Below are 24,578 nucleotides of genomic sequence, written 5' to 3'. Positions count from 1 at the left end.
TTCCTCAGCTCACCGGGATACCGAGCAGGTGGCGGACACCCTCGTAGGGACGTCGGGCGAGATTGTGCGCGAGTTGGAGCGCCATGACGCATCGAGGGTCCAGGGTCTCCTCGCCCACACTGGCTTCGAAGATCGACCAGAGCAGTCTGACGACGCTGAACCGGACGGCACGGTCGAGCACCGAGCGGCGTTCGACCGCCGAGAGCCGCCGCGCGGTGGCGTAGCCACGCCAGAACGTCGCCAGTGCCTCCTGTAGCTCGGGTACCGACAGCGCCGACCGGGCGACCATCGTCTCCGCCGTCCCGGTGCGGGGATCCGGCATCGAGCCGAGCCAGGAGCCGAGATAGGCGGCGATGACGCAGCCGATGTCCCAGGCTGCGTCGCCCAGCCCGGCAGACTCGAAGTCGACGAGTACCGGTCGGGCGACGCTGCTGCCGTTCGTGTCCGGCAGCAGCACGTGTGGCCATTTGACCTCGCCGTGGATCCAGGTCGTGCGGCGCCAGCCCTCCCGGCAGCCGGTCAGGGTGGCACAGAGCGTCACGTCCTGCTGTACGCATCGGACCAGCTCAGTCGTGGCGGCGCCGAGAAACTCGCGAAGCGCGACCGGTGGCACGTCCAGCAGGAGCGACGGCGGCAGTGGCGCGTACGGATCGTCGGCGGTCGGCGGAAGCTCGTGCAGTGCGGCGAGGAGCCGGCCGAGTCCCCGCCCGATCCGGGTCGTCGAGCGCCGGGACGTGATCCGCAGCGGGTCGGACGGTCGGGACGGCCAGACCGCCTCCAGCACCAGCAGCGGCAGGTCCGGATCGTGCCGGACCAGCCGGGGGCCGATGCCCCGGTACTCCTCGCGGGGCGACAGAACCTGGTAGACCCGGGTCTCGTGCCGGACCGTCGCCCGCTGTTCGGGACTCGTCGGATGCTTGAGGAAGTAGCAGCGGCCCGGACCGGCCTCGACGACGTGACTCGAACTGCGGCTGCTCCGGGTGGTCAGCACCACGTCGCAGGGATCGTCGCCCTCCCGGAGCAGGAGACCATTGTCGCGCAGATAGCCCAGCAGGCTCGCCGGCGACGACACTCCCGGAGCGGGGATGCCCCGCGCGGCCGGACTCTCGACGGCGGGCGCCCCGCTCACACCCGGCAGAAGACCGTGCAGAAGCATGTCTGCTGTTCGATGGTGATCTGGGGGCGGCAGAAATAGGGGTAGGTCTGCGGATAGCGGAGGATGTCGACATCCGGCCCGCGGCGTCCGCGCCGCAGCCGGGGCCGCGACTCCGGTACGCCGTCGCCGGCCCCCTCCGCCGCGATCCCGGCCAAGTACGGCCCACGCAGGAAGTCCGCGTGCAGGTCGGCGGAGGCGGTGTTGACGTGGTCGACGGTGGCCGAGGCCCGGACGACGACGACACTCGGATCCAGGGAGGTGGCGTCCGCAGCGGCCTGGCGGAAAGTGACGATGTCCGTCTCGGCAATCCGGAGGTAGCTGTCCAGACCCACGGTCAGATAGAGCCGCCAGTATCCGTTCTGGATGTCCCGACCGAGATGGCCGTGCAGTTCCACCACGTCGGGGGGCGGATCCTGCGGCGCCGCCCGTAGGTCGTCGACGAGACGGTCCTGTCGCAACGGCGGTTGGTGGGCGGCCGGTCCCGATTTCTCATCCGGCATGGCGAAACTCCTCTGTGGATTCCGTCGAGCGACGTTCAGAAGGTCGCCTTCGGGGCTCCCCGGCCCGGGTCGACCCGGCTCGGCCCGGCCGCCGAGGGGCGTACGTCGACGTCGAAGATCGCCGTCGGCAGATAGACGGTGGCGCAGGCGTTCGGGATGTCCACCACCCCGGAGAAGCGCCCCTCGATCGGGGCGGCACCGAGGATCAGGTACGCCTGCTCGGGGCTGTAACCGAAGCGGGTCAGGTAGTCGATCGCGTGCAGGCAGGCGCGCTGGAACGCGAGCTGCGAGTCGAGATAGCGCTGCTCCCCGTCGGTACTCACCGAGATGCCGGAGAAGGCCAACCACTGGCTGTACTGCGGAGCCACGATCCCCGGTAGGAAGATCGCGTTCTCCGACACCCCGTATGTGGTCATCCCGCCCTTGATCACGTCCACGTGCAGGTCGATGTAGCCACCCATCTCGATCGCACCGCAGAAGGTGATCTCACCATCGCCCTGGGAGAAGTGCAGGTCGCCGACGGAGAGGTTGGCGCCGGGGACGTACACCGGATAGAAGATCCGGGTCCCCTTGGTCAGGTTCTTGATGTCCTGGTTGCCGCCGTTCTCCCGGGGCGGCGCGGTCCGGGCCGCCTCCGCCGCGACCCGGTCGAAGTCGGCGCCGGTCAGCGAGCCGAGGATCGCACCGTCCGGCAGCGGCGGCAGCGACAGCGGTGGCACCCGGTCCGGGTCGGTGGCCCGCAGCGCTCCCTCCCGCTTGTTCCACTTGGCCAGCAGCGCCGCCGAGGGAGCGGTGCCCATCAGACCCGGGTGGATCATCCCGGTGAAGGTCACCCCGGGAATGTGCCGGGACGTGGCCTGCTGCCCGCTGAAGTCCCAGATCGCCTTGTAGGCGTCCGGGTAGTAGTCGGTCAGGAAGCCGCCGCCGTTCTGCTTCGGGAAGATGCCCGTGTAGCCCCAGCCCTGGCCGGCGAGCGGACCCGAGTCCTCCTGCGGGATCGGTCCCACGTCGAGGATGTCGACCACCAGCAGGTCGCCGGGCTCGGCACCACTTACCGAGAACGGGCCGCTGAGCGCGTGCACGATCTGCAACGGCGCGTCCCGGACGTCCTCGGCCGAGTCGTCGTTGTGGATCGCGCCGTCGAACCACTCCCGGCAGTGCGCCCGGAACGACTGGCCGGGCCGCACGGTGGCGACCGGCGGGATCTCCGGATGCCACCGGTTGTGGCCCATCAGTTCCTGCTCGGTGAACTTCTTCGTCGAGTCCAGCGGAAACAACACCTCGGGCATCGCGGCTTCCCTTTCACCCGTCAAGGTCGTGGTAGACGGGCGTGCCCGGGGTGGGTCGGTCGGGCCGCCGCGCCGCGTCGGCCGGGAACCCGGGACACCACCTCCGGGGCTTCGGCGCTGCGGCCGGCCCGGTCGAGGGCCGCGACCAGGGGCCGCGGCATGGCACGCAGCGACGGAGCCGAGAAGACCCGGCCGGCCTCCGCCGCGCAGGTCGCGCACCGGAGGTGCGCGGGAGCCTGCCCGATCGGAAACCGGGCCGGGAAGACCCCGTCCCGGGGACACCGGTACTCGTACGTCGCCACGGCTACAGGATCGGACCAGATGGGGCGACTTCGCAGGTCAACGCCACAAGTGACACCTTTCGGTGCCAATGTTTCGCAGGCCGGTCGCGCGGCGACACCGGAGCACGCGGACGAGCTGACGAGGCTGTGTGCCGGCCACGTACCGATGCTTGCCCAAGAGCATCTAGTACCAGATACTGGCCGGCAACATTCACCGCGACCGTCCCGCGGGGCCACCAGCCCACCGCCGGTCGCTGCCACGGGGAGGCGACTATTCCTTCAACGACAGCACAGAGGCGTCGTTCGAAAACAGCCAGGCGACGGTCCCGTTGGGCCGTTCTGGCGGCCGGGGTGCTGCTGGCCAGCGGCCTGAGCGCAGTGGATCCCGCCGGCCCTCAGCACGCCGCCGCGGACGAGGTAGGCACCCTCGGTTCGTCGGCGCGCGCCAGCCTCGGCGGATACCCGGTGTGGGCGCACTTCTCGAACCCGCGTACCGGGCGGGACTACACGATCATCGATGAGCTGAAGCGGCTGATCAACGCCGCGCCGTCGGGTTCGGTCATCCGGGGCACGATCTTCTCGATCAGCATCGACTCGGTGGCGTCCACTCTGGTCAACGCGAAGAACCGGGGTGTGACCGTACAGGTGGTGTTGGACGGCAAGGTGGCGAACTCCTCCGACCCGTCGATTCCGCTCATCCGCCAGCTCACGCACAAGTTCTGCACCAACTCGAACGGCGGGGGTGGCTGCATCAGCACCAGCCCGGACGGGGACATGCACGTCAAGTCGTTCACGTTCACGTCCACAAGGGACCCGAACGGGACGGCCCGGAGCAACGTGTCGTGGTTCAGTTCCTCGAACCTGACCTACTCGTCGGGGCCGGACGCGTTCAACAACGCGGTCACCGTCTACGGCGACGCGGCGTTGATGAACGGACTGAACACGAACTTCGCCGACATGTGGGCGCGGCGCCACTACACCGACAACGACTACTACGATGCGGAGTCCGGGCGCGGGCGGTACATCGCGTCCGCCGGGGACGTTTACGCCTCGCCGGAGGGGGTCGGCCAGACCGACACCATCGCGACCCGGATCAACGACATCACCCCCGACAGCAACTGCCAGATGCGCATCGGGATGCCGTCCGTCACGAGTGGACGTCCGGTGGTCCTCAACCAGATCCTGCGCTACCGCAGTGGCGGGTGTCGGGTGTGGATGGTGGTCGGTGGCACGCCCGAAGAGGGCATCAGGATGAACGAGACGGTCTACCACACCCTGCTGAACGCCGGGGTGAACATCCGGCGGATGGCGAAGGTGCACGACAAGTACTTCATCTCGTACGGCAAGTACGGCGAAGGCGTGTACCGGTTCCGCGTGCACACCGGATCGCAGAACTGGACGCAGGACGCGCTCAACGAGAACGACGAGATCTTCGTCAAGATGGGACCTGAGGCGTCGGACTCGAATCCGCTCTACGACGCCTTCATCGGCCACTTCAACAGCGCCTACAACTACGGCACGACGTGCACGGTGAGCAACTTCCCCTGTAAGTGACCGACCGCCGTCGCCCACCCGACCGATCGCGGTTCGGGTGGGCGACGCGGACCGTCCCCGACCAGCCGTGGCCGGTCGCCGGGATGTCAGTCGACGACAGTGACGTCCTTCCAGAAGGCGACCCGGTCCCGGACCATCTCGGCGTCCGGCTTCGGCTCCGGGTAATACCAGACGGCGTCGACGCTGCGCCGGCCCTCGTGCTCCAGCGTGTAGTACGACGCGGTGCCCTTCCAGGGGCAGATCGTGTGCGTGTCCGAGTCTCGCACCAGGTCGTCGCGCAGGGCCGTACGCGGGAAGTAGTGGTTGCCCTCGACCACGACGGTGTCGGCGCTCTCCGCGATGACCAGGTCGTTCCAGATGGCTTTCGGCATGTCTCCCAGACTATGCCGGGCCTGGGGCCGATCGGCCCTGCTCGGGCAGGCGGAATCGAGCTGTCCCCCGGCCGGGTGGGGGACAGCTCGACCACGCGTGCGAGGCGGAGCGTCGTGCTCAGCGGCCGGTCCGGTCCAGGTTCGGCAGCGGGCGTTCCGCCATCACCGTTCCGGCCTCGTCGTACCCGACGAGCGTCGGCGGTTCGACGCGCCCGTCGGCCAGGTACCAGAAGAAGAGTTGGCCCTCGGCGAGCAGCGCCGGCCGGGTGCTCCCGTCGGGAAGCCGTAGCTCCGCCCGGGTGACGCCGCCGGCGGTGGCCCACATGGTGTGTATTCCGCGGTCGTCAGCCGATCCGCCGACGCTGTGGAAGGGCCCGCTACCACGGTCCGACGCCGTCTCGCAGCTCCCGCCGGCCAGCCGGAAGTCCTCCGGGGCGGGTCGGTCGAGCGGGCCGGGCGACTCGAACATCGGGGCGACGCATGTCGTGCCGTCCCCGCTCCGCGCGGACCAGACCGACAGGACCATGCCGTCCGGACCCGGTGCCTGGGCCACCCGCCGCGCCGTCTGGACGTCCACCCCGCCACCGGTTTCCGTGCTCCAGAACGAGAGCGGTCCGGTGAACGAGTCCGGCAGCAGTCCGCCGGCCGCCGCGACGCCCGCGCCCGACGCGAGCACACCGGCGGTCAGGGCGGTGGTGAGCAGCACCCGTCGCCGACGCGGCCGCACCTCGACCGGCGCCGGTGCGTCGGCGGCGGTTCGCAGCAGGCGGGCCAGCGCCGCCTCCCGGGCGGCGGAGGGCCAGTTGTCGTCGACAGTGCTCGTCGGCCGCAGCTTTTCGAGGGTGGCGAGCCTGCTCAGCCTGTTCATGCGGTACCTCCGGATGGCAGTGATTTCGGTGTGGGGTCGGTATTCGTGGCCGTCTCCGGGTCGCCGTCGGCCCGCAGCCGCCGGCGGGCCCGGAGCAGGCGTACGTGGAAGGCGGGCAGCGAGCACCCGGCCACCTTCGCCGCCTGCCGGGGGGTCAGCCCGTCCCAGGCGACCAGCAGCAGTGCTTCGCGCTCCCTGGGTGTCAGGGCCGCCAGCCCGGCCAGCACGGCGGCGCGTTCGGTGGCGATCACGTCCGCCGCGACGGCCGGTTCGGCGACCTGACGGAGCCGTTCCAACTCCGCGACCAGCCGAGCCTGTCGATGCCCGGACCGGCGCAGGTTGCTGATCGTGTTCCGGGCGACCACCAGCAACCAGGGCAGAGGGTCGTCCGGAACGCTGGCCAGCCGCCGCCAGGCCACCAGGAACGTTTCCGACACCACCTCCTGGGCGGTGTCGGCGTCGACATGGCGCAGCGCGTACGCCATGATGCGGGGACTGTACTGCGTCCACAGCGCCACGAGCCGCTGTTCTTCTTCGCTCACACCTCGTACTGTCCGGTCGACCCGGCAAACTTACGCCCCGCTGTCCTGAGGGTCCGATGGCGGGCGGGTTGACGGTACGTTTCCGGCGGGTGAAGGAAAATACCGCGCCATCGAAGGTGATCGCAAGATATTGACTTGTGATCCTGCGGCAGCCATCCTCGTCGATATTCGATCCCCGCTCGGTATGGAGGACCCCTTGTTCAGAAGTACCGCCAGAATCCTCGCGGCGCTCACCATGGCGGCGGCGGCCACCCTGGTCGCGACCGTGACCACCGCCGGACCCGCGCAGGCCGACGGCTGCTACACCTGGGGCCGGACCCTCTCGGAGGGAATGTCCGGTGAGGACGTACGGCAGTTGCAGGTCCGGGTCGCCGGCTACCCCGGCTACAACGCGGTCCTCGGCATCGACGGTGCCTTCGGGCCGGCCACCCGGGCGGCGGTGGTCCGCTTCCAGCAGGCGTACGGCCTCGGTGCCGACGGAGTCGCCGGCCCGCAGACCTTCAACCAGATCTACGCCCTCCAGGACGACGACTGCACCCCGGTCAACTTCAGCTATTCAGAGTTGAACACCTGCAACTCGGACTGGTCCGGCGGTGCCGTCTCGGCCGCCACCGCCCGGTTCAACGCCCTGGTGAACATGTGGAAGCTCCAGGCCATGCGGCACGCCCTCGGTGACCAGTCGATCCGGGTGACAAGCGCATTCCGCAGCTACTCCTGCAACAGCGCGGTCGGCGGCTCGGCCACCAGCCGGCACCTCTACGGTGACGCGGTCGACCTCGGGGTCAGCCCGCACTCGCTGTGCCGACTCGCCCAGCAGGCCCGCAACCACGGCTGGCGGGAGATCCTCGGCCCTGGTTACCCCGGACACAGCGACCACACCCACGTGGCGCACAAGTCGAGCCGTACCTGGTCGGCGAGTTCCTGCGGGGTCTCCTGACCATACCGCCGGGGCGCCCGTCGGCGGCGGGACGGGCAGCGGCGGTCCCCAGGTTCGTTCACCGGGCCCCTTCCACACGGAAGGGGCCCGGTGGCCGTACTCCCAGGCAGCGTCACGCCTCGATCAATCTCGCCCGCACAGCGCGTTCTGGATCAGCGTGTCGGCGCCGCGTTGCTGCCGGAGGAGGCTGTCGAACGAATCACCGAGCGAGGCGGACATGGAGACCACAGCGCTGCGCCGACCGTCGCCGCTGACACCGGTGACCGTGATGTATCCGCCGTCCCCGCCGTCGTGTCCCCAGTAGACACCGCCGCAGGGCAGCGGCCGGCGGGCCAGACCGAGCCCGTAGCGACCGCCCGGCCAGATCGTCCCGATCTCCTCGCTGATCTCGACCGTCCGCGTCATCTCGGCCAGTTGCGCGGGGCGCAGCAGCCGGCCGCCCAGTAGTGCCCGGAAGAACCGGTCGAGATCCCGGGTGCTGGAGGTCATGGCGTCCGGGTCCACCAGAATCTGCTCGGTGACGTCGATAAGCTCCCCGGTCTCGAAGAGTTGGTATGCCTTCGCGTGCGGTCGGGGTAGGAACGGCGAGGTTCCGGGCCAGGTGGTGTGGTGCAGCCCGAGCGGAGCGACGATCCGGTCGGTGATCTCCTGGTGCAGGGCACGGCCGGTCACCCGTTCGATGATCATGCCGACGAGCACGAAGCCGGTGTTGGCGTAGCCCCAGTCCGTTCCGGGCTCGAAGTCCGGCGGGTGGTTCATCGCCCGCTCCACGAGTTGCTCGCGGGTGTACACGTCGTACCGCTGCTGGAGATACTCCTCGGGTGTGGTGTAGCCGGGCAGGTCGTCGTGGATGCCGCTGGTGTTCTGCAACAGGTGCCGTACGGTGATCCGACGGCCGTCGTTGCCGTTGCCGCGCACGACGCCGGGTAGCCACCGCTCGACCGGGTCGTCGAGGGACAGCCGGCCCTCTCCGACCAGTTGCAGGGCGACGGTGGCTTCGAACGCCTTGCGGGTGCTCGCGATCCGGAACCGTCCGTTCGGTGGCACCGGGCGTCCGGTGGCCCGGTCGGCGACGCCGCTGGTGGCGACGAGGTGCCGACCGTCAGGGGTGGTCACCCGGGCTTGCACACCGGTCACCCCGAGGGCGCTTATCGCGTCGGTGTCCCGTTGCAACCGGCTGTCGGTGTGGCCGGAACCGGTCCTCGAACCCTCGGCCGGGTCGAGCCCGGTGACCGCGAAGGTGAGCGCGACGAGTCCCGCCGCCGCGCCCGATGCGACCTGTCGCCTCGACAGGTTGATGCTGCTCTCCGATCTCATGGCGCTGACGTTAGGAGCCGTGTCGACGGATCCCGATACCCCGTACCACCGGATCTGAGGTACGGCTGGCTGTAGTGCCACGGGCGGCGGCCACCAGGCAGACTCGACGCCGTGTCGGAAACAGAACAGGACGCCGCCGCCCGGAGGAGGATGCCCAACGCCGGGATCAGCCCACTGCTGGAAAGCACCAGCCCCCTGTTGAGACGTGGCAGGGGAGTTCCGTGACGTCGGGTCGACGGTGGGTGCAGGTGTGGCGTGCCGCCACCTACCTCCTGGGATCCCTTTTCACCGGGATCGCCACGCTGCTCGCGCTGCCGCTGCTCTGTTATCCGGGGCTGGCCCGGCGGTGGGCGAACTGGCACCGTGACCGCGCCGGCCGACTGCTCGGCACGCCGCTCGCGTCGCGTCCGGCCCTGCCCGGGGCGGGGCGTGCACCGGAGGGTCGCCGGACGCGACGATGGGCCGATCCTGCGACGCCCCGCGATCTGCTCTGGCTGCCGGTGAACGCCGTCACCGGGGTCGTGCTCGGCCTGCTCACCCTGCTCTGCGTGGGCAACCTCCTGCCTGCGGCGGTCGCCACACCGCTGTGGTGGGCTTTCGCGCCGGAGGATCGGCCACGGCTGTTCATCGACATTCCGGTGACCGGCTGGACGACAGCCCTCACCCTCGGCCCACTGCAGATCGTCCTGCTCACCGTGCTGGCGTACCTCGTGTTTCCGTCGATCGCTCGGGTACACGCCCGGATCTGCCTGTCGGTGCTGTCGCACTCGACGGCCGAACAGCTCGCCGACCGGGTCGCCGAGCTGACCCGTACCCGGGCAGACGTGCTCGACGCACACGGTGCGGAGTTGCGCCGGATCGAACGCGACCTGCACGACGGCACCCAGGCACGGCTGGTGGCCATCGCGATGCGGCTGGCCGTGGCCCGCCGGACACTGTCCGACAGTCCGCGAGACGAGCAGTTCCTGGCAGAACTTCTCCGGGACGCACACGTCGGGACCGAGGAGGCGATGACCGAACTCCGCGAGGTGATCCGAACCGTCTACCCGCCGATCCTCGCCGACCGCGGCCTCACCGGCGCACTGAGCGCGGTGACGGCCCGCTGCGGCGTACCGACCCGGTTGGACATCGGCGACCTCGGGCCGGTACCGGCAGCCGTGGAGGCCGTCGTCTACTTCGCCGTCGCCGAGGCACTCACGAACGTCGCCAGGCACAGCCAGGCGACCACGGCCGGCGTACGGGTGAGCCGCACGGCAGAGCGGTTGTCGGTGGTGATCACCGACGATGGCGTTGGCGGTGCCGACGACCGGTTGGGCACCGGCCTGGCCGGGATCCGTCGCCGGGTACTCGCGCTCGACGGCACCGTCGAGGTCGACAGTCCGGCCGGCGGGCCGACGACGGTCACCATGGAGCTGCCGTGCGGGTTGTGATCGCCGAGGACAACGTGCTGCTGGCCACCGGGCTGGAACTGCTGCTCAAGAGCGTGGGGTTCGACATCGCCGCCATCGCGAGCGACGCGGCGGGCTTCCTCACCGCCGTGCGGGACCATCGGCCCGACGTCACTATCGTCGATGTCCGGCTGCCGCCGTCGTATCGGGACGAGGGCATCCGGGCCGCCCTCCAGGCCCGGCGGGAACACCCCGGCCTGCCGGTCCTGGTGCTGTCGCAGTACGTCGAGCAGCAGTACGCCGCCGAACTGCTCGCCACCACCGGCGGGGGTGTCGGCTATCTCCTCAAGGACCGCGTCAGCCGGGTGGACGAGTTCGTCGACGCGCTGCGTCGAGTGGCCGCCGGTGGCACCGCCATGGACACCGAGGTCATCGCCCAACTCCTCGCCCACCGTGGAGACCCGATCGCCGCCCTCACTCCCCGCGAGCGCGAGGTACTCGCACTGATGGCCCAGGGACACGACAACGACACCATCGCCGACCGGCTTGTCATCAGCGACAACGGCGTACACAAGCACATCGGCAACATCTTCCAGAAGCTTGGCCTCGCCGTGACCGACAGCGGTCATCGCCGCGTCCTCGCCGTTCTCGCCTACCTCAACGGCGCGGGCCAGAGCGGCGGCTGATTCGGTGTCGGGGCGTGACTGTCGAAACCCGATGGCCGTGGCGACCGGGCGGGTGCGATGATCGGCTCCTGGGTCGCTAGCTCAACTGGCAGAGCATTCGGCTGAGTAGCGCTTCCGCTTTCCGCCTGTGCGGTGATGGATGGCGCTTCCTTCTCCTTATTGGATCGAAGGGTTCGGGGTTCGAATCCCCGGCGGCCCACTTTTCGCGGTTGCAGTCCGGCAACTGCCGGAGTCGACCGGAACGGGGGACGCACGTGCTCGAAAAGCTGATCATCCAGAAGACCCTGCGCGTGCCGGCCAGCACCGGCGCGGCCGGCGACGGCGCCGGGGTGGCCCGGCAGCTGGACGCGGCGCTGCTCGACGTCGGGTTCTCGGCGTCGCGGGCACTGCTGGAACATGTCGGCGGCCTGGCCCCGGCACCGGCGATGGACCTCGCCGCAACTGTGGTCTCGGCCGTACGCGAGCTGGTCGGCGACCAAGTCCAGCACAACGCCTACTTCATCGGCTTCCCGGACGACGTGCCGGACACTGTGGAGTTCTGGCTGGAGCGGCTGCGGGCGGCAGTGCTCACCGGCGGCGGTGTGGCGACCGACGCGCAGCTGCGCGACGCGATCGCCTCGGGTGGGGTGAACCTGCTCGACCTGCCGGCCTACGGGACCTACCAGCACACCTACGCCGAGCTGTTGGCCGCGCACGACGACCTGGTCAGCACGGCCGGGGACCGGCTGACCCTGCTACGCCTCGGTGACTCCGCCGAGGTGGAGGCGGAGCGGCTCTACCTGGCTCTGGCCGGCAGCTCGACGCCACACGGCGAGACGGATCTCGCGATCCTCAGCGAGCTCGCGGTCGCCTGCATGGACGGTACGCAGCCGACCGAGATTCCGGTGCGGGAGAACCGTGCCGTGCTCAACGGCGTCCGGCTCGTACTCGGACGGCCACTGGTCGGCGTGGACACCACGACCGACGTGCTGCGCCTCGCCTGCCACGTCTCCGGCGGGGACGTCTCGCTCGTGACACCCACCCGATTCCGTGCCTTCCGGCGCCGGGAGCGGCGGATCATGCTGGCCGCGCTCGACGAGGTCGTCGGCGCCAGCCCGGCCAAGCTCGGCGATGTCGTGGGCTACGCGGAGCGGTGGAAGCGGCTCGGGGAACGGCTGCACCCGCACGAGTACGACCAGTGGCCGCACGCGCAGCAGGTGTTCGCGGTCGCGCGCGGCGAGCGGCGGGTACGCAATCTCGCCGGCCGGGCGGAGGCGGCGATCCGCGCCGGAGCGGTCGGTTCGGCAGCCTCCACGCTCTCGGCTGCGCCGGGTCTGCTCCTGCGTTCCGCCGACCGGCTGCTGCGGCTGGCCCCGACGCCCGAGCGTGCCGCCGTTGTCGAAGCAGTCACCGGTGCGCTCGACTCGGCGTCGGGTCGAGTGCTCCTCTCGCTGCGGGAGCATGTCGACAACCGGCTGACGCCCGCCTCCGCCCGGATGTACGCGAGCCGCTCGCGCACCGCGTGGATCGGTCCCGACAACCGGCCACCGCTGCCGGCCGAGCTGGTGGCCGAGCTGTCCTCGCTGCTCGACGCCGAGATCAGCGCCCGGCTGCCGGAACTGGACCGGCCACTCGTGGTGGACCCGGAAGTGCTCGATGTCGCACTGCCGCTCTCCGGCAAGGCGACCGAGGACGGCTTCGCGGTCCTGCCGAGGGGCTCCCGGGCATCGGTCTCCGGTGAGCTGCTGCGCTTCTTCACATACTGGCGCCAGACCAGTCGCCGCACCGACTACGACCTGTCGGTGCTGCTGCTCGATGACGAGTTCCACAACGCGGGCCAGGTGTCCTGGACGAACTACCGCCACGACGGGGTGGTGCACTCCGGCGACATCACGAACGCCAGGGAGGGCGCCACCGAGTTCATCGACGTGCCCCTGACGATCGGCGGACCATACGTGGTTCCACAGGTCAACATCTATGCTGGTGAGTCGTTCGACGAGGTCGCCGAGTCGATGTTCGGGTACCAGACCCGCAGCAAGGACCAGCACGGCGCCCCGTTCGACGCCCGGACCGTGCGGGCGCGTTCGCAGATGCGTGGCCAGGGCCGGATCGCGCTGCCGATGGTGTTCGCCCGGAGCGAGCGTGGCTGGCAGGCGGTGTGGCTGCACCTCTATCTGCGGGGCAGGCCGTCGTTCAACCGGGTGGAGGAGAATGCTTTCAACACGGCCGACCGGGTACGCGCACTTGTGGAGCGGCGCTATCTCACCGTTTCCTACCTCGTCGAGCGGTGGCGCGCGCGGGCCGAGGTCAGGACGTGGGACGGCCGGCTTCCGGACGAGCCGGTCACCTTCGTCGGCATCGAGGCACCAGAGGACCTGCCGGACGGATCGGAGGCATATACACTGCACCGACTCAGTGAGCTGATTCCCGGTTAGCGACGACCACCGAGGCCATGCGGGCGCTTCCTTCTACTCCGTTCGATTCGGGGCCCTCCGCGGCTAGCGGAGGATCTGGCACTCAGCACCCGCGCTTTCCTCGGCCGTCGTTCACGGTCGGTTCCGTTGGCTCGCCGTCCGCCCGGCGTGGCTCAGGTGACCCGAAGAGCTGCCATAAACTGATCCGGTGACATTGGACGGATACCGGCTCGCCATCGACTTCGGTACCTCGTCCACGGTGGCGATGCTCGCGGGTCCGGACGGACGTGCCAGACCACTGCTCTCCGACGCATCGCCGCTGCTGCCGTCCGGGGTGTTCGCAGGGCCGGAGCCGGGTTCGTTGCGCACCGGCGTGGATGCCGAACACGCCGCATCCGCCCATCCGGCAGGCTTCGAGGCCAACCCGAAGCGACGGATCGCCGACGGGGTGATCTGGCTCGGCGAACGGGAGGTCGCGGTCGTCGACGCGATCGCCGCGGTGTTGGGCCGGGTGGGTGCCGAGGCGCGGCGGGTGGCTGGCGGGCCAGCGAGCACTGTGGTGCTCACGCATCCGGCTGGGTGGAGCCGTACCCGACTCGGTGTCCTGGCCGATGCCGCCGAACGTGCGGGACTCGGCCCGTGTGCCTTCGTCGCCGAGCCGGTCGCGGCGGCGGCGTACTTCGCTGACGTGCTCGGTCGTGATCTGCCGGTGGGTCGGTGCCTCGTCGTGTACGACCTCGGTGCCGGCACCTGCGACGCCAGCATCGTCCGGCGTACCGGAAGCGGGTTGGAGGTGGTGGCCACCGCCGGGCTGGACGACATCGGCGGCCTGGACCTGGACGCGGTCATCGTGGGCCATGCCCAGGCGTCGACCGCCGCCGGTGACCTGTGGGGACGGTTGGAGTGGCCGCAGACGCCCGCCGACCGGTACGCCCGCCAACTGCTGTGGCGTGAGGCGCGCACCGCCAAGGAACAACTGTCCCGGCACGCCACCGCCGAGCTGCGCATCCCGCTGCTCGACACCGTCGTCCACGTGACTCGCGAGGAGTTCGAGACGGCGGCCCGTCCCCACCTGGACCGCACCGTGGACCTCACCGGCGCCTTGCTCCGGGACGCCGGCGTGCCTCGACAGGAGATCACCGGAATCTTCCTGGTCGGCGGCTCCTCCCGGGTACCGCTCGTCGCCTCACTGTTGCACCGCACCCTCCGGGTCGCTCCCACCGCCCTCGATCATCCCGAACTCGTCGTGGCGGAGGGTGCCCTGCACGCCTCGACAGGCACACCCCGACTGCCTGTCGAACCGGTCCCGCCGGCGCCGGAGAAGTCAGAGTCGGGAAAGCAGGAGCCGGGGAAGCAGGACCCGGGGAAGCAGGAGCCGGGGAAGCAGGAGCCGGAGAGGCAGGGCCGCGTTGGCGTCCTGTCCCGGCGCGGGTTCGTCGTCGGAGCGCTCGGGCTGATCGGGCTCGGCGCGGCGGGCGGGGCGGCCTGGGCGCTCTGGCCGCGAGGCAGGCTGACCGGCGACGACACCTCCGGGATCGCGTTCAGCCGCGACGGCGGGACGCTCGTCTCGACCCATTCCAGTTCTGGCGGCCTGGTCCGCATCTGGGACGTGCAGAACAGGGAACAGCTGGCCGAGGTCGAGGTGGGCACCAGCGGTGTCGGGAACCCGGTGGTCCATCCGGACGGCAACTCGTTCGTCATCAACGAGGCTGACCAGGTCGTCCTGCGCGACGTACGGACCGGCGAGACGATGGAGACGAGGTACGGCCTCGAGGAGAGAACGTCGATGTCGTACTTCGCGGCCGACCCCGACATCACCTTCATCGGACTCAGCCCCGATGGCCTGCTCCTCGCCATCGGCACCAGCACCGATGGCCCGGTTCTCCTCGACATTGCCGGTCGCAAGGTCGTCACCCACCTGATCCCGGCTGGGCACGACTCCAGCATCCCGGTGCGCGGGGTGAACGAGCTGGCGTTCAGCCCGGACGGAAAACGTCTCGCCGTCGCAGGTAGTTCGCCCCCCAGGGATGGGGACGAGGGCTGGATCAGCATGCCGGAGTACGGCTGCACGCTGTGGGACATAGCCAGCCGCCGGGCGCTGACGAACCTCATCCCGGAGGTGACCTATTCGGTGGCGTTCAGCCCGACCGGCGACACTGTGGCCACCGCCGGGAAGTCGGGAGTGCGACTGTGGAACGCGAGTACCGGCGAACTCGGTACCACGTTCACCAGGAACGAGGCGACATCGTTGGCGTTCAGTCCGGACGGCAGAACGCTGTTGACCGGCGGTGCGAACGGCGTCTGCCTCTGGGATGCCGGCACCGGCAGACTCAGCCGTGAGCTGTCCGGAAACCATTTCGACTGGGTGGCGTTCAGCCCTGGCGGCAAAGCCGTCGCGGCGGCGGCTGAAGACGAGGAAGACGCCTCGCCCGGGTGCTGGCTCTGGCAGCTCGACTGACAGCCGACGGTGGCAGTGAGGTCCCGTCCCGGACCGGTGGGAGGTCCCGTCCCGGGCCGGTGGGAGGTCCCGTCCCGGGCCGCCGTGGGGGGAGGCGGTGGCGACCCGGGACGGGACCGGTCGGGTGATGAGGTGTCAGGTCGTCGGTGGCAGCCAGCCGAGGAACCGTACGGCCAGCGTCATCGCGTCGCTCTGCGGCTGGTCGCCGAGTGCGGTCAACAGCTTGCGGGCGAGGTGCAGCCGTAGGCCCTGCCGGTCGCCCCGGAACATGGCGAGCAGGACGAGTCGGGCCGGCTGGCAGGGCCAGTTCGCCCCGCACGCGCGGCAGCGGAAGAGCGGCCGGCTGTGCACGTGCGGGCGGCGGCGGGCGAGCAGTGGCCGGGTCATGTCGACTCGCCGGGCGCGGGTCGGCTCATCGCACCGTGCGTCCGGCCCGGCTGCCCTGGTCGGCGCGGTGGGTCTGGGCCGGTGTCAGCGCACCGGCCCGGCCGATCTCGTGCGAGCCGGTCGTTGAGTTCCAGAGCGCAAACCGGCTGTTCGTGCCCCGACCCCGAGTTCGAGGCGCGTCGGATGGGCGGCGGTCTCGGGGCGGCGATGGTGGCGGGTCCGGCAGTCGGCCGGCCGCCGGGCCACCGGTCGGCGGCGTTTCCGGGGGTACGACCGGAGCTACCCCGACCACACCCCGCCCGCTGCCGGCTGACGGCAGGTACGGCATCGGCACGAGTTCGACCGAGTCCGGGCAGCGCCACCGCCACCCGCAGCGGCAGTACCGCCAGAGCCGGCGCCAGTCCCGACGGTGCCGGGGCTTCGCCGGGCCGACCCGCATCACGACCGCCCGAATACGTGCTACCGGAATCATCGCTTGCCTCCCTTCCGTGGAATTTCCAAAATTGGATGCGGGGACGGCGCCGGGAAAATTGCCGTCCCCGCCGACGCCGCCCCCGCGGCAGCCCTCGCCCGGCCTTCAGTTGCCTTCCCGGAATTGGTTTCGAGCGGGGGCGCTTCTCTTCCACAATGGCCTGTCTCCCCCTACTCTCGGAAGGCGTCGCGCCGCATCGTGGGTGCTAGACGCACATCGTGTGCGTTGTGTGGCGCGCCGGTCGAACTGTGAGGACGGTGTGGTCATGGATGATCGAATTCGTTATCTGCTCGACGAGCTGCGGCTGACTCGGGATGCGCGTGGAATGACGCAGGACGATCTTGCCCGGCATATTCCTTGGGCGTCATCCACCATCGCGATGATCGAGTGTGGCCGTCGCAAACCGCCGCCCGGATTCTGGGATGCCGTGGACCACGTATTGCAGACCGGCGGTGCGCTGGGTCGGCTCGCCACCCGACTCGGCTCGCCGCAGTGGTTCGTCGACTGGTCGGGCGCCGAGCAGGCCGCCGTCTCGTTGCGGTCGTATCAGGCGCTGGTGGTGCCGGGGCTGCTTCAGACCGAGGCGTACGCCCGGGCGGTGTTGACCGAGGCCGGGTTGACCAACCTGGAGGAGGCGGAGCGCCGCCTCGCCACCCGCCTCACCCGGCACGCGCTGCTGACCCGGCCCGACCCGGTGGACCTGACCGCCGTGCTGGACGAGGGACTGTTGCACCGCCCGGTCGGCGGGCCGGCGGTGATGCGCGAGCAACTGGATGCGCTGGTCGCCGCCTGCGCCCTGCCACACGTCCGGCTGCATGTCGTCCCGGCCAGCGTCGGCGCGTACGCTGGGCTGAACGGACCCTTCGTGATCGCGACGGCAGCGGACCGGGCCGAGACCGGCTATCTGGACAACCAGTTGGTCGGGCAGGTGGTCGACGAGCCGGAGGCGCTGGCGTTGTTGCAGCGGGCCTGGGAGGCCGTCCGGAGCGAGGCGCTTCCGCAGCAGCAGTCCACCGAGTTGATACGGGAAGTGGCGGAGAAATGGATCTGACCGGCGCGCAGTGGTTCAAGAGTTCCCGGAGCAGCGGCAACGGCGGTGACTGTGTCGAGGTGGCCGGCAATCTGCCCGGTGTGGTGGGGGTGCGGGACAGCAAGGACCCGTCCGGGCCGGCGCTGGTCTTCGACCCGGCGGCCTGGCACCGCTTCCTCCACGACGTCCCAAAGCAGTAGTCCACCGAGTTGATACGGGAGGTGGCGGAGAAATGGATCTGACCGGCGCGCAGTGGTTCAAGAGTTCCCGGAGCAGCGGCAACGGCGGCGCCTGTGTCGAGGTGGCCGGCAATCTGCCCGGTGTGGTGGGGGTGCGGGACAGCAAGGACCCGTCCGGGCCGGCGCTGGTCTTCGACCCGGCCGCCTGGCACCGCTTCCTCCACGACGTCCCGACCCGCTGACGCCCGGCCGGCTTACCCGCTGACGCCCGGCCGGTTGACGCCTGACCGGCCGGCCCTGGTTTCCGGGCCTGGCATCCCTGAGATTTCTCCGGGTGCCGGTGGCCACCTTCGACAGATGTGCTCCGTCGCGCTCGCGGCGAGGCTGGGCAGATGCGAATTACCTCTCGACGCTGGCTGCTCGGTGGCCTGGTGGCGCTGCTGACGGTGTCGGTGCCGGTCGCCGCACCGGCAGCGCCCGTCCGGACCACACCACCCGTAGCGCCATCCGCGGCGCCGCTGCGGCTGAGCCTGCCCGAGCCGACCGGACCGTACCCGGTCGGCAGCACCGAACTGCACCTGGTCGACGCCGGCCGGCCCGATCCGTGGCTGGACGACGGCCGACCGAGAGAGTTGATGGTGAGCCTCTGGTATCCGGCCCTGACCGCCCACGGCGGGCGCCCGGCGCCGTACCTGCCACCGCTGGCCGGGCGGCGGTTCGCCGAGCGTACCGACAGCCAGCTCGGACTGGCCGCCGGTCAGGTCGACTGGGCCGGAACAGTCACGCACGCCCGGACCGACGTGCCGGTACGCCCCCGGCCTGGCGGCCACCCGGTCGTCATCTTCTCACCCGGCGGTGGCGTACCCCGAACCAACGGCACGATGCTGGTCACCGAGCTGGCCAGCCGGGGGTACGTGGTGGTGACCGTGGACCACACCTACGAGGCGCCGGAGGTCGAGTTTCCCGGTGGCCGGGTCGAGACGCAGCGGCTCCCCGACATCGACCCCACCGAACTCAACCACCGGATGCTCGACACCCGGATCCGGGACACCCGGTTCGTCCTCGACCAGCTCGCGGTACTGGCCGGGGGCGGAAACCCGGACGCCGGACAGCACCGACCACCGCCCGGCCTCGGTGCCGCACTCGACCTGTCCCGGGTCGGGATGTTCGGCCACTCCGCCGGGGGCTTCACGGCTGCCGAGACGATGCTGTCGGACCGCCGGCTCGACGCCGGGGTGAACATGGACGGCAGCCTGGCGTACAGCTTCTCGGCCGGGGACTTCGGCGAGGTGGTGGACCGTGGGCTCGACCGGCCGTTCCTGCTGTTCGGGGCGGGGCAGAGCGTTGGTACGCCGCACACCCACCAGCACGCCCGGGACTGGGCGGGCTTCTGGGCGAACTCCACCGGCTGGAAGCTGGACCTCTACGTGGCCGATGGTGAGCACTTCACCTTCACCGACCACCAGCCGCTGCTGCCGCAACTCGCCGAGGAGGTCGCGCTGCCGCCGGGACTGGTCGAGGGGGCGATCGGCACCGTGCACCCGGACCGGATCGTCGCGTCGCTGAAGGCGTATCTCGCTGCCTTCTTCGACCAGCACCTGCGGGGCCGGCCGCAGCCGCTGCTCCGGGATCCGTCGCCCCGGCATCCCGACGTCACCTTCGTGCGCCCGTAGTGGGTACGTCGGGCCGCGCTGCGCCCAGCTTGGGTAACCGGCGCGTTCACTCCACCAGGGCTACCGGCCAACGCCTCATCCGATAGGGGAGCCAGATGACACGGCCCGCGATTCGGCCCACCAGCTTCAGGTCGACGAGATGATCCAGCAGCGCAGGGTCCACGGCGGACAACGAAATGTGCTGGTCGAGCGCATCGCCGAACAACGACCGCAGCGCCGTCAGATCCATCTCGTACTGGACCCGGTTGGCCGAATCGTGGGCATCCTCGACGAGCGCGAACCCGGGCCCGCGTCGCCAGGTGAGCATGCCGTAGCGCCACGACGAGCGCGCGGCAGCGTCGTCGCGAGGTGGCGTCAGGTGCCTCGCATGCTCGTGCGCGACGCTCGGCAGCCCGCCAGTCCAGTGCAGCGGCAGCCCGTGCGCGAGAGCGGCCTTGCCCAGCTCGAACCAGTCCGGAAGCGCGGGCTCGGTCAGCTCGCCGCCGTCGACCTTCAGCATGGCGACGCCGGCGTCCGCCAGGACCCGGAGATCGCGCGGAGCCAGCCTGGCCCCTGGCCACGCGTCGAACTCGATGGTGAGGCCGAGCCCGGCAACGCCCGACATCGAGATCGCCGCGAGCACCTGACTGATTCCGTCCGGGTCGATCCGGACGACCGCCCGCTTCCTCGCCGGGTCGTGTCGCACCTGGCCGGCCTCGCGCAGGGCGGCGAGCACCGGTTCCGAGTCGGCGAACGGCACGGCCGGCGCGACGGTGCGAGCCGAGCCGGCGACCCGGGGCAGCGCGTACGGGGTGTGCTGAAGCGGCAACGGGCGCAACGACAGCTCACGCGGCAACGAGTTCACCCTCTTCCTTCCACGACACCCGTTCGCGGGCGTTTGCCGGCATGGCCAGCGCGACCCAGACCCCGTCGTCTTCGTAGACCAGGCCGAGCGTCCGCCAACGGTGCAGCAGGTCCTGCACGGTCCTGTCGTCGATGTCGTAACCGCCGGCCCGCAGCGCGGCCTGGATCGCCGGCAGCGACAGGTGTCTGGCCAGCGTGAGGTAGATCGCGGCTTCGTCGTCGCGCAGCACGTGGTCGCGGATCGGCCAGCCGTCACGACGGTCTTCGATGAGAACCTCGTTGTCGCCGAGTCGGTAGTGCAGCGTCGATCGCTCGTAGGCTCGCTGCCAGTGATCGATCCCGTCACTCAACCGCTTCGCTTCCAGATCGTCGATCCCCCGCGCCGGGTACGCGAACGCGTACGCGAGGTTGGCCAGTTCGGACTCCGACAAGGGGTAGACGATCCCGTACCACTCGGCGGCTCTACGCGGCCCGTCGATGCCGAGTTCGGGGCGGAGGTACAGCGGGGAGAACCGGTCCAGTGCCAGTCGACTGCTCCGTCGCGGCGGCGGTAGGTGTACCAGGGCGGGAATCTGGTCCACCACGTGTGCGTAGTCGCGCTCCCACTCTTCGCCCGGAAACCCGTACAGATAGTTCCACAGTGGAAAGATTCCGTACTCCCGGAACAGGCGTATCGCGCGTACCTGCGCCGCTCCGGTTGTGCCCTTGTCCATGAGTGAAAGTGGCCCGGACGCGAGGCTCTCGATGCCCGGCTGAACCGACACCACGCCTGCGGCGGCGAGTACGGCGAGCTCGTCCGGCTTGAGGTTCGACTTCACCTCGTAGAAGAGGCGCAGGTCCCAGCCGGTCTTGGCCAGTTGCGGCAACAGGGTCGTCAGGTATGCGGGGTCGAGGATGTTGTCGGTCATCGTCACGTCGAGAATGCCGAACTCGGTGACGGCCTCGGAGATCTCCTTCCAGGCTCGCTCCGGGGGCTTCGACCGGTAGCCGATGCTTCCGCCGTTCAGGCCACAGAAGGTGCACTGCCGCTTCTCACCCCACCAGCAACCGCGCGACGTCTCCAGCCGGAGGAAGGTTTCGGAGATCCATGGACGGGCGGGCGACCGGTGCACGTGTTCGAAGTACGGCCGGATCGTGGCGATGGGCAACGCGGGCCCTGGCGTCCCGATCGGTTTGTAGGGGTTCTCGACCGATCGGCCGTGTGCGTCACGCCAGCAGAGGCTTGTCACAGACTCGAACCCGCGCTTGTCGGCCATCGCTTCGAGTAGTTCGGTAAGCGGCCGCTCTCCCTCGCCACGAACGACGAAGTCGATCTGCGGGAAGTTGCGGTGCAGGGCAGCGCCCATGTCCCCGTCGCAGTTCGCGCCGCCCAGGGCGACCGGCAGGTCGGGGCGTCGCTGTTTCAGGCGCAGGGCAACGGCCAGTGACGGGACGTTCTGCTCGAACGTCGTGGTCAGGCCAACCAGGTCCGGCCCTGTCGCCAGCACCCGTTCGACCACCTGATCGACGAACTCCGGCGCACGATGATGCAGCGCAACTGCGGTGCCGAGGTTCTGGAAGCCCACGCGTTCGAGGTACGCCGTGAACTCGGCCTGCCGCCAGCCGGGCTCGAACAGAGCGGACGTGAAGACCCACTCTCCGACCCCGTAGTCGTACCCGCCCTCGCTGATCGCGAGGTAGTCAGCAGGGCTGAGACCGGCGGCGTCGTCCAGGCAGTACTCCGCGTAGTTCAGGTTTTCGTAGAGCTGCGTAACCTGGTGGCCGAGGTCGGTAGCGACGGTGTCCAAGGTGGACATCGCCATCGACGGCCAGGTGAGGGCTTGCCAGGGCATGTTGACGAGCGTGATCCGCATCCGGTGTCCTCGATGGCGAAGAAGTCGATGGCCGCACCCTCACGTGGCGGACAGCGAGCGCCGGTAGCGTGCCGGGTCGGCGACGCTACCGGCGTGGTGTGACTCGCTACGGGGCGTCAAACGGCGCTCTCAGCGGCTCATTGCCATTCGATGGCGCCGGCGCCCTTGCGGGGGACGACGACCCGTGTCTGACGGACCACGAGCCGAGGGTTGGCGCTCTCGCTCGCAGCCCTTGATGCTCGAGCGGAGTCCGACGTCGTGGATGTAGGGGTAGCGACCGGCAACGTCCTGTCCATTGCGACTCCCCGTTGATCAGGTTAGGTCCCTATTGGACCAGCTCAACCCCCGCAAGTGTTGACCATGGCACGGACCCGAGTCAACCGACGAGCCGGCTTGTCCGCACCGGCCCGGCATCGGTGTTGGTACACGTCTTGTGATTGATCCTGTCGGTTCGTGCGGATCGCGGGCCGGTTCGGTCGGGTGCTGGGGGATGTTCGCCGAGGAGACTGTCGAGCTGCCCCGCTTGTGCGCCCGGCAACCCCGGCTTGCGCGCCCCGCCTGTGCACCCAGCTCGACAGTCTCCGTACCGACCACCCACCACCCCGCCACTAGAAGCTGCTGACCAACTTCACGAACGCCTCGTCGATGTCCTTCGGATCCTGGGCGTTGAAGGCCTTTCCAGCGGACGCCTTCGAGATCTGGTCCAGCGGGCCGAACTCGGATTGCTGGTCGAAGGCGATACAGAAGATCTTCACCGGTCGCGCCGGATCCAGCTTGACGTCCCGGAGCAGCTCGGCGAGGGTACCGCCGGTCTTGTGCTCGTTCTTGCCGTCGGTGAGCACCACCACCGCGTTGATCCGGGTGCGGTCGTAGTTGTCGAGCATGTGGCGGTGCGCCGCCCGTACCGTCGTGTGCAGCGCGGTGCCACCGTCGACGTGCAGCTTCTTCAGCCGGTCGGTGAGGAGCTTCTGGTCGAAGCTGGCGAGCGGCACCTCCTCGCTGTAGGGCCGTTTCCCTCGCTGCGTCGTCTCCGACGAGAACGACCAGAGCGCCACCCGGTCCTCGGAGTTCAACAGGGCGAGTCCCTTGGCCGCGGCGTCGGCCGCCACCTCGAACCGGCTACGGTCGCCGATCCGGGCGGTCATCGAACCGGAGGTGTCGATGGCGATGAGGATGTTGGCCTTCTTGCGGAGCGTGCTCCAACTCTCCAGGATCGCGCTCACCACGTTCGGCTCCGGCGGGTCGAAGTAGGTCAGTTCGGTGTTGCCAGGCCCGCGTACCGACGCGACGAGGCCGTCCGGGGCGTTGCGCTCGTGGTCGCGGAAGCCGAGCTGCCCGAAGGCCCGTTGTTGCGCGTCCTCCTGGAGGAAGTTCAGGAAGTCCTCGGCGGCCTTCCGCTGTCGCCGGTCAGCGGAGGGCAACACCACGTACGGGTGGTCGAGGTTGAACGTGCCCTCCTTGGGATAGAGGGCGACAAGCGGCACTCTGGGCTTCTCGCCCCTGTTCGGGCTCAGCTCGCCCTCGTTGTAGAGATAGACCAGCTCCTCCTGGACCACGATCGCGCTCATGTCGGTGGCGGTCGTCTGGTCGACGCCGGAGAGGTCAGCCTCGGCGAGGTCCCGCAACAGCTCCACCGAGTCGTCGTTGTAGTGCGACACGTTGGCCTCGATCCGGCGGACGAACTGGGTCACCGCGGGTTTACCGAGATCTGCCTCGGTCAGGTCGCTGGCCCGGTTGACCGCGGCGTAGTACGTCGCGATGGTGGCCGCCAGGCCGGAGGTGGAGAGCCTCGGGTTGTCCTTGCCGAAGGTGAACTGTCCCCACCCGGGCCGTCCGAAGGTCGACCATCCGGCGTCGCCGGACAGGCCGAGGATCTCGCCCCAGCCGAGCTGGCCGCGCTGCCTGAGCACCTCGGCTTTCGGTTGTGGCATGGCGATCACCAGCGGACTGTTCGCAATGGACGGGTATTTGCCCGGGGTCTGCACGGGCCGGCCGGCCGCCTCGTCCAACAGCTTCAACTGGCCGGTCCACAGGCTGGACGTCGGCAGCCACACCTGGGGCTCGGCAAGGGCGGGTTGCTTGGCGGCCCAGCCGCCGGCCAGCGCCTCCATGGCTCGGCCCGAGGTCAGGCCGTGCACGGTGACTGTGGCGCAGGTGTCACCGACGCGCCGGCGGCTGTCGTTGTAGCGCTGGGCGAGTTGGCTGATCAGTGCGCTCTTCTCCGAGGAGGAGTTGACCGTCAGCGGTACGCAGTTTCCCGCCTCCGTGCGCTCCGCCGGATCGGGCCGGACGATCAGGTAGGCGGCGGCGATGACGCCGAGCCCGGCGACGATCGCCACCGTGTACGGCAACCAGGCCCGGACACCCTTGCTACCTGAAGCCATGTGATCCTCCGAAGGTC

Annotated in this window: 22 protein-coding genes and 1 tRNA gene; 11 read left to right on the top strand and 12 right to left on the bottom strand. The window is 69.7% G+C overall.

Annotation, left to right across the window (positions count from 1 at the left end; genetic code table 11):
* Window positions 1-4: 4 nt before the first annotated feature.
* The 4 genes from CLT71_RS06770 to CLT71_RS06755 are packed head-to-tail and all read right to left on the bottom strand — an operon-like array spanning window position 5 to window position 3,247.
* Window positions 5-1,129 carry an aminoglycoside phosphotransferase family protein gene (locus CLT71_RS06770; RefSeq protein ID WP_158242188.1) on the bottom strand — a complete coding sequence of 375 codons (1,125 nt, stop codon included), beginning with the start codon at window positions 1,127-1,129 and terminating at the stop codon, window positions 5-7.
* Complete coding sequence (locus CLT71_RS06765; RefSeq protein ID WP_101366350.1) at window positions 1,126-1,656, bottom strand: hypothetical protein; 531 nt, start codon at window positions 1,654-1,656, stop codon at window positions 1,126-1,128. Before CLT71_RS06765 ends, CLT71_RS06770 begins: the two co-directional genes overlap by 4 nt.
* 35 nt (window positions 1,657-1,691) lie before the next feature.
* Window positions 1,692-2,945 carry a formamidase gene (gene fmdA / locus CLT71_RS06760; RefSeq protein WP_101366349.1) on the bottom strand — a complete coding sequence of 418 codons (1,254 nt, stop codon included), beginning with the start codon at window positions 2,943-2,945 and terminating at the stop codon, window positions 1,692-1,694.
* A gap of 20 nt (window positions 2,946-2,965) precedes the next feature.
* Entirely contained in the window at window positions 2,966-3,247 is a 282-nt protein-coding gene (locus CLT71_RS06755) for a zinc ribbon domain-containing protein (protein WP_101366348.1), read from the bottom strand.
* 330 nt (window positions 3,248-3,577) lie between these two features.
* On the opposite strand from CLT71_RS06755, the gene CLT71_RS06750 reads away from it, so the two are divergent.
* On the top strand, window positions 3,578-4,780 hold the full coding sequence (locus tag CLT71_RS06750) for a phospholipase D-like domain-containing protein (RefSeq protein WP_101366347.1): 1,203 nt from the start codon (window positions 3,578-3,580) through the stop codon (window positions 4,778-4,780).
* An 86-nt stretch (window positions 4,781-4,866) separates the two neighbouring features.
* Here the strand turns inward: CLT71_RS06750 and CLT71_RS06745 are convergent, their stop codons facing one another.
* The 3 genes from CLT71_RS06745 to CLT71_RS06735 all read right to left on the bottom strand — a co-directional run bounded on the left by CLT71_RS06745 (window position 4,867) and on the right by CLT71_RS06735 (window position 6,561).
* The gene (locus CLT71_RS06745) at window positions 4,867-5,151 is read right to left on the bottom strand and encodes a DUF427 domain-containing protein (RefSeq protein ID WP_101366346.1); all 285 of its coding nucleotides are present in this window, start codon (window positions 5,149-5,151) and stop codon (window positions 4,867-4,869) included.
* A 118-nt stretch (window positions 5,152-5,269) separates the two neighbouring features.
* Window positions 5,270-6,019 (bottom strand): hypothetical protein, encoded by a 750-nt coding sequence (locus CLT71_RS06740; RefSeq protein ID WP_101366345.1) that lies wholly within the window; start codon window positions 6,017-6,019, stop codon window positions 5,270-5,272.
* Window positions 6,016-6,561 (bottom strand): RNA polymerase sigma factor, encoded by a 546-nt coding sequence (locus CLT71_RS06735; protein WP_199187535.1) that lies wholly within the window; start codon window positions 6,559-6,561, stop codon window positions 6,016-6,018. The genes CLT71_RS06740 and CLT71_RS06735 overlap by 4 nt, the downstream gene beginning before the upstream one ends.
* 235 nt (window positions 6,562-6,796) lie before the next feature.
* Here CLT71_RS06735 and CLT71_RS06730 point away from each other — a divergent pair, with 235 nt between their 5' ends.
* Entirely contained in the window at window positions 6,797-7,498 is a 702-nt protein-coding gene (locus tag CLT71_RS06730) for a D-Ala-D-Ala carboxypeptidase family metallohydrolase (protein WP_486483656.1), read from the top strand.
* A 123-nt stretch (window positions 7,499-7,621) separates the two neighbouring features.
* Here the strand turns inward: CLT71_RS06730 and CLT71_RS06725 are convergent, their stop codons facing one another.
* Window positions 7,622-8,815, bottom strand: a complete 1,194-nt coding sequence (locus tag CLT71_RS06725) for a serine hydrolase domain-containing protein (RefSeq protein ID WP_101366344.1) — start codon at window positions 8,813-8,815, stop codon at window positions 7,622-7,624.
* A 221-nt stretch (window positions 8,816-9,036) separates the two neighbouring features.
* On the opposite strand from CLT71_RS06725, the gene CLT71_RS06720 reads away from it, so the two are divergent.
* The 5 genes from CLT71_RS06720 to CLT71_RS06705 all read left to right on the top strand — a co-directional run bounded on the left by CLT71_RS06720 (window position 9,037) and on the right by CLT71_RS06705 (window position 15,740).
* Window positions 9,037-10,245, top strand: coding sequence for a sensor histidine kinase (locus tag CLT71_RS06720; protein WP_101366343.1), 1,209 nt, complete (start codon window positions 9,037-9,039; stop codon window positions 10,243-10,245).
* A complete protein-coding gene (locus CLT71_RS06715; RefSeq protein ID WP_101366342.1) occupies window positions 10,233-10,889 on the top strand; it encodes a response regulator transcription factor in 657 nt (218 codons plus the stop codon). The genes CLT71_RS06720 and CLT71_RS06715 overlap by 13 nt, the downstream gene beginning before the upstream one ends.
* Before the next feature lie 70 nt (window positions 10,890-10,959).
* Window positions 10,960-11,088, top strand: a tRNA-OTHER gene (locus CLT71_RS36915).
* A 55-nt stretch (window positions 11,089-11,143) separates the two neighbouring features.
* A complete protein-coding gene (locus tag CLT71_RS06710; RefSeq protein ID WP_101366341.1) occupies window positions 11,144-13,303 on the top strand; it encodes a TerD family protein in 2,160 nt (719 codons plus the stop codon).
* Window positions 13,304-13,490: 187 nt separating this feature from the next.
* Window positions 13,491-15,740: an Hsp70 family protein gene (locus CLT71_RS06705; protein ID WP_143743383.1), complete on the top strand. Its 2,250-nt coding sequence runs from the start codon at window positions 13,491-13,493 to the stop codon at window positions 15,738-15,740.
* A gap of 135 nt (window positions 15,741-15,875) precedes the next feature.
* Here CLT71_RS06705 and CLT71_RS37825 read toward each other — a convergent pair whose 3' ends face one another.
* Entirely contained in the window at window positions 15,876-16,127 is a 252-nt protein-coding gene (locus CLT71_RS37825) for a flavin reductase (protein WP_486483098.1), read from the bottom strand.
* Between the two features lie 737 nt (window positions 16,128-16,864).
* Between CLT71_RS37825 and CLT71_RS06690 the strand changes: the two genes are divergently transcribed.
* From CLT71_RS06690 to CLT71_RS06675, 4 genes are all read left to right on the top strand, one after another.
* The gene (locus CLT71_RS06690) at window positions 16,865-17,650 is read left to right on the top strand and encodes a Scr1 family TA system antitoxin-like transcriptional regulator (protein ID WP_101371211.1); all 786 of its coding nucleotides are present in this window, start codon (window positions 16,865-16,867) and stop codon (window positions 17,648-17,650) included.
* Window positions 17,641-17,829: a DUF397 domain-containing protein gene (locus tag CLT71_RS06685; protein WP_101366338.1), complete on the top strand. Its 189-nt coding sequence runs from the start codon at window positions 17,641-17,643 to the stop codon at window positions 17,827-17,829. Before CLT71_RS06690 ends, CLT71_RS06685 begins: the two co-directional genes overlap by 10 nt.
* Window positions 17,830-17,861: 32 nt before the next feature.
* Window positions 17,862-18,050, top strand: a complete 189-nt coding sequence (locus CLT71_RS06680) for a DUF397 domain-containing protein (RefSeq protein WP_101366337.1) — start codon at window positions 17,862-17,864, stop codon at window positions 18,048-18,050.
* A 150-nt stretch (window positions 18,051-18,200) separates the two neighbouring features.
* Window positions 18,201-19,481, top strand: coding sequence for an alpha/beta hydrolase (locus tag CLT71_RS06675; protein WP_101366336.1), 1,281 nt, complete (start codon window positions 18,201-18,203; stop codon window positions 19,479-19,481).
* A gap of 46 nt (window positions 19,482-19,527) precedes the next feature.
* On the opposite strand, the gene CLT71_RS06670 is transcribed toward CLT71_RS06675, so the two are convergent.
* The 3 genes from CLT71_RS06670 to CLT71_RS06660 all read right to left on the bottom strand — a co-directional run bounded on the left by CLT71_RS06670 (window position 19,528) and on the right by CLT71_RS06660 (window position 24,561).
* A complete protein-coding gene (locus CLT71_RS06670) occupies window positions 19,528-20,325 on the bottom strand; it encodes a DUF5825 family protein (protein ID WP_101366335.1) in 798 nt (265 codons plus the stop codon).
* Window positions 20,306-22,177: a RiPP maturation radical SAM C-methyltransferase gene (locus CLT71_RS06665; RefSeq protein ID WP_101366334.1), complete on the bottom strand. Its 1,872-nt coding sequence runs from the start codon at window positions 22,175-22,177 to the stop codon at window positions 20,306-20,308. Before CLT71_RS06665 ends, CLT71_RS06670 begins: the two co-directional genes overlap by 20 nt.
* Window positions 22,178-22,785: 608 nt before the next feature.
* Window positions 22,786-24,561 (bottom strand): substrate-binding and VWA domain-containing protein, encoded by a 1,776-nt coding sequence (locus tag CLT71_RS06660; protein WP_101366333.1) that lies wholly within the window; start codon window positions 24,559-24,561, stop codon window positions 22,786-22,788.
* Between the last annotated feature and the right edge of the window lie 17 nt (window positions 24,562-24,578).

The organism is Plantactinospora sp. CNZ320, from assembly GCF_002846275.1.
This window is presented reverse-complemented; position numbering and strand designations above follow the sequence as displayed.